Source organism: Tumebacillus lacus (assembly GCF_026410385.1).
Lineage (GTDB): Bacteria > Bacillota > Bacilli > Tumebacillales > Tumebacillaceae > Tumebacillus > Tumebacillus lacus.
Map to the genome: position 1 here is coordinate 1 of NZ_JAPMLT010000002.1, position 13,857 is coordinate 13,857.

The following is a 13,857-nucleotide window of genomic DNA, read 5'->3' on the forward strand; positions in this document are numbered from 1 at the left end:
GATACAGTGGCACATCATTCAGAGGCGTCCTTTTCCTTTTCTAGGATATGTACGGTGGTCATTATATCCGTCAATCTTTGGACAGGCAATAGCGTCAGCTTTTGGGCATTTAGCATCGGCCGCAACACCAAACGTATAAGCGAAGATATAAATGTATCAAGTGAAGCATTTCAAAATGTTGCAAGCGTCCTTTCTAGCCTCGCATCCCAACTAGATCAAGTCAACCAACTTCGTCAACAAGCTATGCAACTGGAAAATCGTATCCACTCTCTACAATCAGAACTTTGGGGCGCCGATGAGATCAGAAAAGACGCCATTCGAGATCAAATTGCATCTCTTCGTTATCGCATGAATGACTTTGATCGGAATGCAGATTATCTGGAGAATAACTCCAATAAAGCCGCTGAAAATGCTTTCGAAGGAATTTCCGCTATGACCAATCGTCTGCATTTTGGTGATGCAGCATCGGTACCGGATAAAATGGCCGACTTTTTCGGTGATTTTTGGAGCAACGTTCAGGATAAGGCTCGTGAGATTCGTGATGAGGTTGAAGAAGCATACGGAGATGTAACAGATTTCTTCGAGGAGAAATATTTAGAGGCTCAGGAAGGAGGAGCATTCGGGGCATTCTTAGGGTTACTTGAAGGTCTTGGTAAGTATGTGTACGAGACGTTGGAGGTATTAGCTAAGCAAACTCCAAGCTACATGCTATCTCACCCCGGAGAGACTTTTGAGCGAGCCTCTGCGATTTTCAAAGCAGTTTCACACCCCAATGAAACCAAGGAGACCATTGTCAAAGAACTGAAAGGTATCCCATATGACCTAAAAGTTTATTGGGAACGAGACTTGGTGAATGGAACTTCGTACACACGAATGAAAGCAGTTGGTACGGGCCTCGGCGTACTAATTGAATTCTTTGGAACGGAAGGATTAGGACGACTCGCGAGGGTAGAAAAATCATTAGACGATGGATTACGACTCGTAGATACGGATCAAGACCCAGTAAAAAATACCACCTCTAATAAAGTCGATAAAGTCGAAGATCAGACGGACCTTTCAAACTCCTATACGATAAGTGATTCCATTTCAATTCGTACAATCAGTCCAGTAGCAGACTCACATATCTATGATCGTGTGATTTCTCTAAGACAGCAACTTCCAAGCGATTTAAAACGATCAGGAAACTTCGGCTACGCACAGGTCAGCATAGAAAATATAAAGGACGAATTCTTCGCCCACAGTGGTATCAATGAAATCGGAGAGAGAGGTTATGACAGCCTCATTGGAATAACATTAAAACCTGATCCAGCGACATTTATTGCCATCGAAACCCCTGATAGACTGGGGAAAAATTATCTCAGGGATCGGGATACCGAATATAAAATTTTAAACGAAATCGCTTTACAACTTGGCGAAAAAACAACTGCATCGGGTTCTATAAAATTGTATACTGATAGAAAGCCATGCGACAGTTGTTCGATCATCATTCAACAGTTCAAAGACAAGTACAAAAATGTAGACGTTGAGATTCTATATAACAGTGTTGAAAAACCACTGTTTAAACGAACTGAAAATAATCAATAACACGGGGGCGTTATGATGGAGTGGGAGTTTGACGAATTACATGAAGCAGTAAAGTATAGATTTCTTAATACTATCAATAGTGGACGAAATGGATTGGTTGCAGCTGCAGTCTGTTTCTACGAGTTTGACAATGTCATTGAAGAAGGCAAAGCAGAAAGCTTGATTTTCCACACGACACTTGGAAAACTATGCCTTGACTACGGCAAAATCCCGGATACATACCTTGAAGAGATTCTGAAAGTAATAGACACATTCGAACCCAATGAGCTTCAAGGCGAATTAACGAATGAGGAAATCACCCGCCTGGGTAATGATGTTACTTTGTTAAAGAAAGAACTAGTTACTATCGAAGTTATCCACGACAATGATATCGAGAAATATTAACCGACGTATATGAATCAAAAAGCCCCCGGCCTGAGCCGAGGGCTTGGTTTTATTTCGGGAAACCAGACGCTTCACGCAGCGCGCTGGCCATGTAGCTGTTGACGTGACGGACATCCGGCGCTCGACTACGGTTTGCTAGATTTGGTCGTGAAAGCTCGCCAGCACATCAAATACTCACGAACATGCACCTTATGCGCCGCTAACAAAGCTTGAACCCCCGCAGCATCAGATGTGCTCGAATCGATCACTACTAGCCTCGGCCTGAAGTAATACAAAAGGGATACACGGATTCGCGTGTATCCCTTTTTTTGGTGTGTTCGTGTTGACTGGCACGCCGTATTTCTCAGACAGAGCCTTCGGGCCCTCGCCCACTTTGTAATCCTGCTCGATCTTGGCATCTACATCAGCCATTACATGATCACCTCCGCCGCTTTTTGTATGATCATACAGGGGCAAGCCTATCACATTGCCACCAACCGAGTACGTCGATTCACTTCCCCAACATCCGCTCCAACTCCCGCACCCGCCGTTCCAGTTCTGCGATCTGCCGGGTGTGGAGGTGGACCGTGTGTTGGAGGGTCAGCGTGCGCTCCAGCCGGGCCAGTTGCTCCTTCACCTGTTGCAACTCCCGCAGGTGATTCCCCGTCGCGTGGGAGCGATGCACCGCCCCCACCGGCGGTACCAGCCGTTGCGGGGTGATCGGGCGCACTTCGAACCGCCTCGGGTCAAAGAAATTGTTCGGCTGCATCACCGCCAACACCGGCACCCCAAATCTCGCCGCAATCGACGCCAGATGTTCTGAAGCCCGTACATACGTCATGACTGATCCTCCCTCTCGCAGATCTCGATTTACTAGATGATATGCATCTGCCAGAGCAGTCATGATTTAAAAAGAACGGTATAATATGGTAAAAACACTCATCAGGAGGATTATCATGGCCCACCGTATCACCGGCCTCACCTTTCTCTTCATCGCCGCCATGCTCTACTGCGGCCGCTACATCACCGCCGCGCTTCTAAGCGATAACCCTAGCACCCACGAATGGTTCGCTCAGACCCTCAAAGACATCATCGGAGGCGGCTACACCACATGGAATGTACTCGCCCTCCTCGTCGGCATCGGGTACCTGATCTATGCTGAGATGGCGAACCACGAACAGAAAGCGACCAAAGAATCCGCCCAAGACACCACCCAAGACACAGAATCACTCTGATCCCCACCGCCCCCACACCCACACAAAAAAGAGCCGAGTCCCGCGACACGGCTCTTTCCCTCCTACAAAGACCCTACTAAGACTCAAACGCCGTTCGTTCTGGAAAAATCCCACCTTCTCGAACTAGACAAACTGCCAACCTCTGTGCCGCTCTGTCAAAATAGAACTTTGATGGCAGACTTGGGTCAGGTATACCTTCTAACTCAGAAAATTTTCTGGTTATTTTGTTTAACTCGATTTTCCCCATTACATTTTCATTGGGTCCAAATTTGTAGATCACAGATTCATCGCTTTCATATTCTTTAAGTAACAGTACATACGCAGCCAAAATTACTCCTCCTCTGGCAGCTATGATTGAGGGAACATCTCCAAATATGTTTCGTACCAATCGGGGCGTTGCGTTTTGATTAAGGAAAGCACCTCTGTCAAAGCAATACCGTTTAGATAAGTTAACTTGTCATAACTTATCTGCTGTGTTGAAAGCCAAATTTGACCTATAGACTCCCCACAACTTGCCTTAATCATCTCATCGCAGTTATTATCGTTTGAAACTTTAATTAAAATATCCACAGTCTCAGCATCTTGGAAGTTCTCTCCTAGTTCAATCACTGCGTCATCTTTTTCTGCATCTGACGCTGTTGGGTCTGTTAATATTTCCAATAACCTTTCCCTCTTCATACACTTCACTCCCCTAATGGAATATGAGTTCCAACACTCCTACCGCCCGTTTCTCCTGTAAACGGATTGATATATGTTCCCTTATCGTCTAGTCTAGCATCGAATCGAGGTTGATTACTCCCTGCTCCTAGTCCTTCCCTTGTACTAGCTTCGGGCTTCAACTTCAGCCTCCAACTAAACGTTCCATCGGCGTTCTTTACTCCCCATTGCTCGACACCACCAGCAGTATCTTGTCTCACCCAACCATTCTTTTCTGCCCAAGCCCTTAAGTTCGCAGTGTTCGTGGAAATGCTACCAATGTCTTTAACTATAGCAGTACCCAACCCCTCGAAATAGGACAGGATCTCCTCATTGGACTGAATCACTCGCTCGGACACTCGAATCACGGTGCCATCAGATCCGCAAGCCTATATCACATTGCCACCAACCGAAAGAGCCGAGTCCCCCGACTCGGCTCTTTCCCTACTACTTCGTCTCCCACATATAAAAAGGTTTTGTTTCCTCCACCATATAAGAAGCAACACCGTTCGGCTGATCCTGACGAATCTCAAAAAAATCGACCAATGCCTCCTCGCCAATCGCCGCTCGAACCACTTGATCCAGTTCGGGCAGAGCACTTAGAAAAGGTGCGCTGCCTGCCTTCAACTCGATCCCCACCACCGGATGCGGCGGCTCGTCTTGATCTGGAAGATAAACCTGAGCGAGATACGCCTTTTCCACAGATCCGCTGCGCTTAAAATAGGCGCTCAACGCCTGCACCAGCGCCTCCGGGTATTCGGCGGGCTGTCCGATAGCCACTTTCTGCCCAGCAGACAAGGGTTGCGGTTGCAAATCTTGGAACAAAACGCCCGTGCACAATGCCTCGATCTCATCGGGCAAAAACTCCTTCCCGACGTTGGTCGCCGGATTCAGGATCGCCGTCACATCAGCAGGCACGCTCGGAAACAGATGCTGCCCTTCCAACACCACGTAGGGTTGCCCCTCCGGGATCACCCGCTCCATCAGCTCCATCGAGGAAAAAAGCGGCAACGTCTTGCGCCCTTCTATATCGAAGAAGGACAGCAACAACTCCTCCCCTTCCACACGCCCCGTCACATACAGATCCGATTCCCACAGCAACTGATAAAAGGCCGGACGCTTCAGCGGGTCTTGCTTACCTTCTACCAGCAATTCCACCAACAGATCGGTCTTTGACTTCTCTTTTTTCCAAAACATCGGTATCCCCCTCCTACTTTCGTTCCGCTTCCTTCAACAATTGCTCAACTAAACTGCTGACCTCACTCAAAACGTCAAAAATCGGATCGTCCCATCCGTGAATCGCACCACTGCTTCCATCAGCCACCATACGCATAATGTTCGAAACCGGAAGATCAAGGCGGGTCAATTCCGAGATCGCTTTTGTCTGGATTCGTTCCTCCGCTTTCCGGTACCTTTTCAATACGTCCTCCAAAGTACCGTCCGGCTCGATACGGATATATTCCTCCAGCATCGTGATCCCTTTTTTTAGCTGTAGCAACAATTGATTTTTTATTTCAGTGCTCAAAAAAACTCCTCCCACACTCATCGACTTGGCACAACTCTTATTTTTTGTATCCATTCCATCGGGAAGTTTTGAGGCAACACGATTTGGTCGATACCACCCGTTAATATAGTACCTGTATCTTCAATCACCTGAGGTGCAACCTTGCCGATTTGTAGTTGCGTTCCTTTTGGGACATGAATCGTCGCTTCATACATTCGGGAATTCTTCCATTCTGGTAAGAGCGCCAAATCGATCTTGACCTGAATACGGTTAGCTGCAGGCGCCGTCGTCGTAAACGAACCCTTTGCCTCTGCCTCCCAGCCAAACGTGCGGTAGACATAGATGTCTTCCTTTGTAACGACCGTCCGGTATTCGCCGTCGAGAAAAGTGTCTTTCAGCCACTGCTTGACTTCCACCTGTCCGATCACTTCCACCTTCTCATCAATCGCCGTCGCGTACTTCCCGAAATCGGCCGCATCGTCCGCCTTGCCAGCCACCCTCGCCGCATGAGACATCTCATCCGAGACCTGACCGGCTGCCTTGGCAACAGATGCCCCCTTTGACACGGTGACCGTTTCCTCGACGACTGTCGCTCCTTTGAACATCGACGCACCCTTCTGTACCACTCCGGAAGCCTTCACTGCTTTGACCGCTTTGTCAGCCCCTTTGGTGCCGACCAAGGACAGCGCGATCTGCCCGACCGCATTGCCAAACCAACGCGCCCTCGTATTCGCATCGCCATTGACGACATCCTGTTCCCACGAATCGCAGATCGCTTTCCAGATCGCCTTCCCCGTCTCCACCGGATGAGAAAGCGCAGCGGCAAGGTTCTCAATAGTTTGAATCGGATGCGTCACCACATCCCAAAGACCCTCCGCCGTATCCACAACCGCATCGCCCACGCCCTTGAAGAAACTGCCGACCACACCGGCCCCTTCCTTCACGCCGCCGACAAAGCGATCCCACCAAGAAGGATCGGCAAAGTTTCGCAAAAAGGGCGACTCTGCCAATTCATCAAAACCTCGCGCGGCCTGTTGATCAGCGACACGCGCCTCATACTCCGCACGATTTTGCAGATCATGCATCCTGTGCCGCAAGTCACTTGCTTCATGCCGCCCCTCCGGTGTCGACGTATCAATGTGCCACAATTGCCGCTCCAACCTCTCCGCTTGCTCTCGAAGTTGATTGACCTGCTCCATCCGATACCCGAACATCTGCATCACTGAAGCCGCTCTTTGCAACACCTCGCTCGCCTGATCCATTTCACGGCGCAATTGCTCACCGATCTGTTCAAACGCCTGTGCTCCTTGGCCTGTCCACCCATACTGCCCGCTCAAGGCATTCTGAGTGATCTCCTCCAATCGCCTTCCCTTGCTTCGCAACTCCTGCGAACCCGCTGCAAAACGATTGGCTCCGTATTTCAATTTTTGTGGATCTGCCTGCACACTCATTCAGCGTCTCCTCCACTCCAGTCGTCTCTATGATTTCCAGTATACGGTATCTGAACTTTGAGAAAAAGCCCTACCCCTCCCCCACGATCTCCACCAGCCGCACCGCCTCGTCCACGTGCTCGCGATCCCACGTCACGCGCACGCGACCTTTGCGGCGTTGTTCGCGCCAGATGGCGACATGTGCGTCCTCCGACAGCCGCAGTTCGGCGACCTGCCCGGCTCGGTCCAGCAGGTATGACGAGGTGAGCAGACACCGCTGCACCCCATGTCCCCCCGGCACGATCACTCGGCTTCGCTCTTCCCACGCCTCGATCTCGAACCGCACATACAACAGGCTCTCCGTCCCCGATCTGGCCGGGATCTCCGTGATCAGCGAGCGGGGCACCACCGTCCAACTCTTGATCCGCCCCGTATACCGGATACCGGCATCCTTGCCAAACGCATCGCGGTGCTGATAGATCCCGATCCGGCGCAGCTCCGTCAGACCCTCCTGCTTCGTCACATTCTTCAGCGGCATGTGATAAAAATTCCGCTCCAGACTGACCGCGAGCTGCTCCCGGCTGCGCACCGACCCGATCAACACATCCAGCCCGCCGAGCTGCTCTGCAAAATAAGCCCCAGACCCTGCCGGCAACGTCGTCCGCTCAAACGCCTTCTCCGGGGAGTCGAGGATCAGCTCGTCCAAAAACGCCTCCACCAGCGTCGTCGCCCCCGGCAGAAACGGCAACGCGCCCACGTTGACCTTGGCGATGCTCCGGTAAAACGGATGCTCCCGATACCGCTCTTCCTCCCCATACGGAAACAGCACATACGCCCCAAACATCGTCCGCGCATACGCCCCGTCGCCATCCTCCGCATGCACGATCGCATCCCGGTAGCGGTGCATCGTATTGATATCGCCCTCCTGCGGCCCAGGCCCGCGATACTGCTCGGCATACGCTGACCCCGCCTCCGCCGGATCGATCCGATACTTCGCGTCAAATACATAGCTGTACGCCACATCGGAGTCCTGCTTTTGCAGCCGCAACACATGGTCCGGCCGCTGTCCGACCGTCGGCGATCCGGTCATCTTCGGATTGAAAGCCAGCGTAAACCGCTCCCCCGTCCGCGGATGTGCATATTCGACCTTCGCCGCCTTCCGCTGATCCAGCGTCACAAACAGTCCGCCGCGATCCACCCGGATCAGATCCTGACTCACCAGCCGATACTTTTTCGCCAGCAGACTGTGCAGTTTCAGGAAGCACCAGTACTCATACAACTGCGCCACATCCTTCAACGACAGCCGAAACAGATCCCCCTGCAACTCCAAGCCTTTGAGCAGCATCAGATAGAGCCGGTACACCTCCCGATACCCCGGTGCCATCTGCAACACCAGCGTCACCGACATCTGCCGCATCTCGCCGACCCCTTGCAGAAAATCAGCCCGGAGCAGCCGCGCCAGATGCCCCTGCATCCGCTCGATGCGCGCCACGCGGTCCTGTTGCTCGGCATCCCCACGCCGCCACCGCTTCCGGCCCGAGAGCAGGTGCTGCTTCATCCGCTTCAACTTCGCGTCGATCCGCAGCAACGCCCATCGCAAAAATCGATTTTCCACCGTGTCCGTATCGACCCGCCGACGCGACTCGATCAGATGCGTCGGGCGATACCCCTGCCCCGCGATCTCGATCACGCCGTGCCGGTCATCCTGTACGAGCAGATGCGGTCGCTTGGCGAGATAGGACACATTGTCCCGTCCCGCCCGCTTGACCCGATCCGCCACCGTCACCCGATCCTCCCGCACGAGCCGATGATGTGGCATCTTCTCGATCCGCTCCACCGCTCGGACCAGATCGTCAAAGATCGCCCGCAGGATCGAGAAAAACTCCGTCAGACTCTGCGACGACGTCTCTTTCAACCCCGTCATCTGGTACGTGCGGCGCAGGAAATCGAACGCGAGATTGTGCACCTGCTCATTCACGTCCCGCAGGATCTCCCGGTAGTCCTTTTGATAATCGAGCTTTGACGGAAAGACCTCCAGCCGCACCTCCAGCACCGTCTCGCCCTTTTGGTGCACCGCATGTCATCGAGATCACCTATTAATCGGTATTAATTCATGTAACTGCATTGACTAGCATTCTACGAAAGACTAATATTAGACTTGCAAACTACGTACGTAAAAAGAGGAGTTGCTAATGATGGATGCAACGTTCAGCTATAACTTCCCGGCCATCCGAGGCGTACAGGCAGGCGAAGACTACTATGTGGTGATGTGCCCGCTTCGGCTGATTCCGAAGATTTTTTTATTTGATGAAGAAGAAATCGCACCGGAACACCGTGCGCAACGGACTTTGAATCGCTCTAGAATCCCTGACATTGCAAACTACATCTTAGACAATCCAGGTGACTATGTGTTCTCATCCCTGACCGCGTCTATTGATGGCGATGTCTCATTCACTCCCTTTTCCATCGAGCCGCAGTTCAAGGATATCGGTAAACTTTCCGTATCACTGGACTCTCGTTTCCTAATAAATGATGGTCAGCATCGTCGTGCTGCAATCGAAGAAGCCTTGAGAACCCAACCTGACATGGGAAATGAGACGATATCCGTTGTCTTCTTCCGGGATGTAGGCTTGGTCAAGAGTCAGCAAATCTTTGCGGATTTGAACCGGCATGCTGTCAATACCACTTCTTCGCTGGGTATCTTGTATGACCACAGAGATCAACTTGCAACGCTGACCAAAGAGATCGTCTCGTCGATCCCGTTGCTCGACCGGTACACAGATCGGGAAAAACAATCACTTCCAAAGATGTCCGCAAAACTATTTGCCCTTAGCAGTATCCACCGTGCGAACTCCCGCATCCTCAACAAGAAAAAAGGCGAGTTTATTTCGGATCAAGAGAAACAGTTCCTCAAAGATTTTTGGGAACAACTATGCAACTCCATGACTGAGTGGCAACAGGTCTTCAAAAAAGAACTCACCCCGACAGAAGTCAGAACCAACTTCATCAACACTCACGGTGTTTTCTTAGAAGCAATCGGCCTCGTCGCAAACTACCTGTTCCACAATCATCCTACCGACTGGAACGAGTACATTCGTACACTCTCAGGAGTTGATTGGAGCCGTAGTAATACGTCCGACTGGATGGGACGTGCGTACAGCCCGAGCGGTCGAATCAACAAGAATAAAGACACCATTCAGTTGACTGCCAATCTGATTAAGATCAAATTGGGACTGCCGCTGTTTGAGCAAGAACTCGCAGCAGAAGAAAAGATAAAAGTAGGTGAAACCGATGATGCTCGACTTGTTAGATCGTAAGAAAATAGCAGATCGGATCAAACAGATCCAAGATATGTACCTCGAAGACTCGCGACCTTGGGTAGTCGGGTACAGCGGCGGGAAAGACTCGACCGTTATCGTGCAGTTGGTTTTTCACGCTTTGTCCGAACTTCCGAAAGAAAAGCTCACGAAAAAGGTCTATGTCATCTCTTCCGATACTCTCGTAGAAACACCTTTGATTATCTCTTCGATTAGTCTCACTCTAAAGCGAATACAAGAAAAAGCACTCGAACTCGGCATGCCCTTTGAAACACATAAAGTACGACCAGATGCAGAGAAAACGTTCTGGGCCTCCTTGATCGGCAAAGGATATCCATCTCCCCGTCAAAAATTTCGTTGGTGCACAGACCGGATGAAGATTGACCCGGCGAACAAATTCATTTTAGACAGGGTATCCGAGTACGGGGAAGTTATCATGGTACTCGGCGTTCGCGATGATGAGAGTGCTACACGTGCTCAAGTTATGAGCTCCCACACGGTAGAAGGAAAGACACTCATGCGTCACTCTACATTAAATAACGCATATGTCTACGCTCCAATTCGCGATTTCACACTGGATGATGTTTGGAGCTACCTGCTGAACGAACCGTCTCCCTGGGGTAACGACAATCACGAACTGATGGCACTTTATCAGAACTCTCAGAGTGGTGAGTGCCCGTTGATCGTCGACAAAGAGATCAAAGAGAGTGCCGGTTCCTGCGGGAACAGCCGCTTTGGTTGCTGGGTGTGTACGGTGGTCGTACAGGATAAAGCCCTGATCGGTTTCATTGAAAACGGCGAAGAATGGTTGATCCCCCTCCTCGAATTCAGAAACTGGTTGTCCGATATTCGAGACGTTCGTGAATACCGGCAAAAACATCGCATCGATGGCACCATCTACTTCGTCGGCCAAGACGAAGATCGGAAACTCGGCCTCGGTCCGTTCACGCTGGAAGCCAGAAAGATGATTTTGCGCCGCCTGCTTGAAGTTCAAAAAGAAGTTCAAAACCCTTACGATCCAAACTACACACTGATCTTGGAGGAAGAACTTCGGGTCATTCGTAAGATCTGGAGCGATAACGGTGACTGGGAGGACTCCGTACCTCAAATCTACCGCGAAGTGATGGGAGAGGATCTGGATTGGGAATACGATGATCGTTCTCTCTTCGAAGACGATCAAATGACCGATCTTGAAACTCTCTGCAAAGAGTTCGATGTCGATATTCAACTGATCAAAAGATTGATCAATATCGAGAAGAAATACAGCGGCTACAAAGTGCGTCGAGGACTCTTCCAAGAGTTTGAAAGAATCCTAAACCAAGACTGGCTACACTACGGGAAAGTTGAAGGGTACAAAGAATGAAGTTCACAAGATTAAGACTAACCAATATCGGCGCGTTCTACGGAAGCTACGACTTCAATCTCACAACCAAGTATCAAGATAAGAATGTCGTCTTGTTCGGTGGACAAAACGGTTCAGGTAAGACAACCATTCTCGAAGGATTCCGCCTTGCGTTGTTTGGACCGCTCTCGTTCGGATATAAAACGGACACTTCGTCGTACTACGAAAAAATCGATGCGAAACTTAACACGATCGCGAAGAAGAATCAGGAAAGAAACTACCAGATCATGCTCGACATTGAACTCGTTGAGAACTTCCAGCGTGTACAGTACACCATCAAAAGAAGTTGGGATCGCAGCAAGAAATCGATCCGCGAAAACCTGAACATACAAAAAAATGGAGCATTCATGTCTGAAAAAGAGATGGAGATTTTCCAAACCAAGTTGCGAGAAGAAACACCTCCGCAACTCTTCGAGTTCTGTCTTTTCGATGGTGAGCGGATCACCCAAATCATCTCTGATGAAACTCTCCCGGCTTACTTGAAGGACACGGCAAAAGTTATGTTCAATCTCGACCTCTTCGAAAACCTAGAAACCGATATTAACAGTCTGCTGCGTCAGGATTCGATCTACGGTAGCTTAACAACCGAAGAGAAACAATTGCACGAGGTTGGACAAACCTTGGAGGATTTGCGCCAAAGACAGAAAGGACTCCTTGATAAACAGGTGACTTTGGAAGTCGAAACAGAGGACAAGAAAGCGCTATTGACCGATCTCTCGAAACAGTTTGAAGTCCACGGTGGTTTGGTGAAAGAAAAGCGAGATGCTCTGCTGTCCGAGATGAGTCATCTTGAAAAGCAACGCGGTGCAATGATGGAGCGAACCAAAGATGCAATAACCTCGATCTTGCCATTTGTTTTGGTACGTGGTCTCGTAGAAAAAACAGCCGAACAATTGAAATCAGAGTCTGTACTAGATGTTCGAAACAACGTTCAAAACATGATTTCAGCCCATGATGTTCAAGGTCTGCTAGAATCTCTAAAGATCACGACTCAAGACTCCAAGGAATCTGCATCCGAACAGATCTATAGGGGCATCCTTGATCTTCTATCTTCTGATACCTCTGACATGTTTCACCACGCCTCTTCTCAACAGAGGGCAGAGGTGGAAAGCCTGCTCGAACAGGTAAAGAAGTTCAGCAAAAACGAAATACTCGATAACTACAAGAAGAATGCTGAAATGCTCACCACCGTTCAAAAGATTCGTAAACAGATTGACGAGAACGATTCTGCAACAGATCTGAAGAAACTCATGGATACGATGCATGACCTTCGAAATGAGATCGAATCCATGCAACTCACAATGGAGCAGCACCAAATAACTCTCGGTGATCTTACAGAAGAAATCACCCAAAAAGAGCATGAGTATGATGCATTGAAACAAAAGATCGTTCGTGCGAAAAAAGCAGAAAACGTCTTTGCCATATCGAATCGTGTATTAGATGTCAGCCGTGCCTTCCGCGATATCCAGCTCAAGAAAAAATTGCAACAAGTAGAGTGGGAAACCACGAAGATGTTGCAAGCTTTGTTTAGAAAAGAGCTATTCATCTACAAGATTTCTCTTGATCCAGAAACCTTCCACCTAAAATTGTACAATTCGTCAAACGAGGAGATTAACAAGCATGTTCTCTCCGCAGGTGAGAAACAAATCCTCCTGTTGGCAACAGTGTGGGCAATGGTGAAGTGCTCTCATAAACGTATTCCTTTCGTATTTGATACACTGCTCGGTCGCCTTGATCAATCGCATAGGAAGAGTTTGATTAAACACCTAATTCCGCAATGCGGAGATCAGGTCATCATCTTGTCCACGGACTCTGAAATCAACGAAGAGTTGTACAAAGAAATCTATCCTACTGTGGCTAAATCCTACACGATCGATTTCAACACCAAAAAATCAACGGTAGAAGTAGGTCATCACTACTTCATGTTTGATCCTCGGGAGGTGACAGCCCAATGAACTTCCGTCTAAGAACATCCAAGAAAACCGCAGAACAGTTGAAAACTCTTCAAAGTTCTACGGGCTTAACCCCCAACTTGTTGGTCCGGTTTGCAGTCAGTTTGTCGTTAAGAGACGAGCAGCCTGTCAGTCAACTGGTCAAAGATGTGAGCGGTATCGAGTTCAATCGAAACACCCTCACCGGACAGTACGACTATGTATTCAAAGCCTTGATCACACAACATGCAAAACGTGAGATCAGCGATGACGAGTACTTCCCGGATCTTTTCAATGCACACCTCGAACGTGGAGTGCGTTTGTTAGCAAACGAGTACAACTACGCGGGCAACTATGAAAAGATGATCACGAACCTGCTGGCTAAAGTCTAAGGA

15 protein-coding genes are annotated in these 13,857 nt (G+C 49.5%); 7 read left to right on the forward strand and 8 right to left on the reverse strand.

Going from position 1 to position 13,857, the window contains the following annotated elements:
• The coding region (locus OS242_RS04345) for a deaminase domain-containing protein (protein WP_323372903.1) at positions 1-1,584 on the forward strand (1,584 nt) is incomplete at its 5' end.
• Positions 1,585-1,599: 15 nt separating this feature from the next.
• A complete protein-coding gene (locus OS242_RS04350) occupies positions 1,600-1,968 on the forward strand; it encodes an Imm3 family immunity protein (RefSeq protein ID WP_267150434.1) in 369 nt (122 codons plus the stop codon).
• Between the two features lie 225 nt (positions 1,969-2,193).
• On the opposite strand, the gene OS242_RS04355 is transcribed toward OS242_RS04350, so the two are convergent.
• Positions 2,194-2,379 carry a hypothetical protein gene (locus tag OS242_RS04355; RefSeq protein WP_267150435.1) on the reverse strand — a complete coding sequence of 62 codons (186 nt, stop codon included), beginning with the start codon at positions 2,377-2,379 and terminating at the stop codon, positions 2,194-2,196.
• Positions 2,380-2,458: 79 nt separating this feature from the next.
• Entirely contained in the window at positions 2,459-2,788 is a 330-nt protein-coding gene (locus tag OS242_RS04360) for a hypothetical protein (protein WP_267150436.1), read from the reverse strand.
• Positions 2,789-2,903: 115 nt separating this feature from the next.
• Between OS242_RS04360 and OS242_RS04365 the strand changes: the two genes are divergently transcribed.
• Positions 2,904-3,182, forward strand: coding sequence for a hypothetical protein (locus tag OS242_RS04365; RefSeq protein WP_267150437.1), 279 nt, complete (start codon positions 2,904-2,906; stop codon positions 3,180-3,182).
• Positions 3,183-3,258: 76 nt separating this feature from the next.
• On the opposite strand, the gene OS242_RS04370 is transcribed toward OS242_RS04365, so the two are convergent.
• From OS242_RS04370 to OS242_RS04395, 6 genes are all read right to left on the reverse strand, one after another.
• Positions 3,259-3,510 (reverse strand): hypothetical protein, encoded by a 252-nt coding sequence (locus OS242_RS04370; RefSeq protein WP_267150438.1) that lies wholly within the window; start codon positions 3,508-3,510, stop codon positions 3,259-3,261.
• 20 nt (positions 3,511-3,530) lie between these two features.
• A complete protein-coding gene (locus tag OS242_RS04375; RefSeq protein WP_267150439.1) occupies positions 3,531-3,860 on the reverse strand; it encodes a hypothetical protein in 330 nt (109 codons plus the stop codon).
• 465 nt (positions 3,861-4,325) lie between these two features.
• Positions 4,326-5,075: an enhanced serine sensitivity protein SseB C-terminal domain-containing protein gene (locus tag OS242_RS04380; RefSeq protein WP_267150440.1), complete on the reverse strand. Its 750-nt coding sequence runs from the start codon at positions 5,073-5,075 to the stop codon at positions 4,326-4,328.
• A gap of 13 nt (positions 5,076-5,088) precedes the next feature.
• Positions 5,089-5,403, reverse strand: coding sequence for a hypothetical protein (locus OS242_RS04385; RefSeq protein ID WP_267150441.1), 315 nt, complete (start codon positions 5,401-5,403; stop codon positions 5,089-5,091).
• A gap of 17 nt (positions 5,404-5,420) precedes the next feature.
• The gene (locus OS242_RS04390; protein WP_267150442.1) at positions 5,421-6,833 is read right to left on the reverse strand and encodes a WXG100 family type VII secretion target; all 1,413 of its coding nucleotides are present in this window, start codon (positions 6,831-6,833) and stop codon (positions 5,421-5,423) included.
• Between the two features lie 70 nt (positions 6,834-6,903).
• Positions 6,904-8,886 carry a restriction endonuclease-like protein gene (locus OS242_RS04395; RefSeq protein WP_267150443.1) on the reverse strand — a complete coding sequence of 661 codons (1,983 nt, stop codon included), beginning with the start codon at positions 8,884-8,886 and terminating at the stop codon, positions 6,904-6,906.
• A 118-nt stretch (positions 8,887-9,004) separates the two neighbouring features.
• On the opposite strand from OS242_RS04395, the gene dndB reads away from it, so the two are divergent.
• Genes dndB through dndE form a run of 4 tightly spaced genes read left to right on the forward strand, consistent with a single transcriptional unit; the run spans position 9,005 to position 13,854 of the window.
• Positions 9,005-10,129, forward strand: a complete 1,125-nt coding sequence (dndB, locus tag OS242_RS04400) for a DNA sulfur modification protein DndB (RefSeq protein ID WP_323372904.1) — start codon at positions 9,005-9,007, stop codon at positions 10,127-10,129.
• Positions 10,104-11,492 carry a DNA phosphorothioation system sulfurtransferase DndC gene (dndC, locus tag OS242_RS04405; RefSeq protein ID WP_267150972.1) on the forward strand — a complete coding sequence of 463 codons (1,389 nt, stop codon included), beginning with the start codon at positions 10,104-10,106 and terminating at the stop codon, positions 11,490-11,492. Before dndB ends, dndC begins: the two co-directional genes overlap by 26 nt.
• Positions 11,489-13,486: a DNA sulfur modification protein DndD gene (gene dndD, locus OS242_RS04410; RefSeq protein ID WP_267150444.1), complete on the forward strand. Its 1,998-nt coding sequence runs from the start codon at positions 11,489-11,491 to the stop codon at positions 13,484-13,486. Before dndC ends, dndD begins: the two co-directional genes overlap by 4 nt.
• On the forward strand, positions 13,483-13,854 hold the full coding sequence (dndE, locus tag OS242_RS04415; RefSeq protein ID WP_267150445.1) for a DNA sulfur modification protein DndE: 372 nt from the start codon (positions 13,483-13,485) through the stop codon (positions 13,852-13,854). The genes dndD and dndE overlap by 4 nt, the downstream gene beginning before the upstream one ends.
• Positions 13,855-13,857 lie beyond the last annotated feature (3 nt).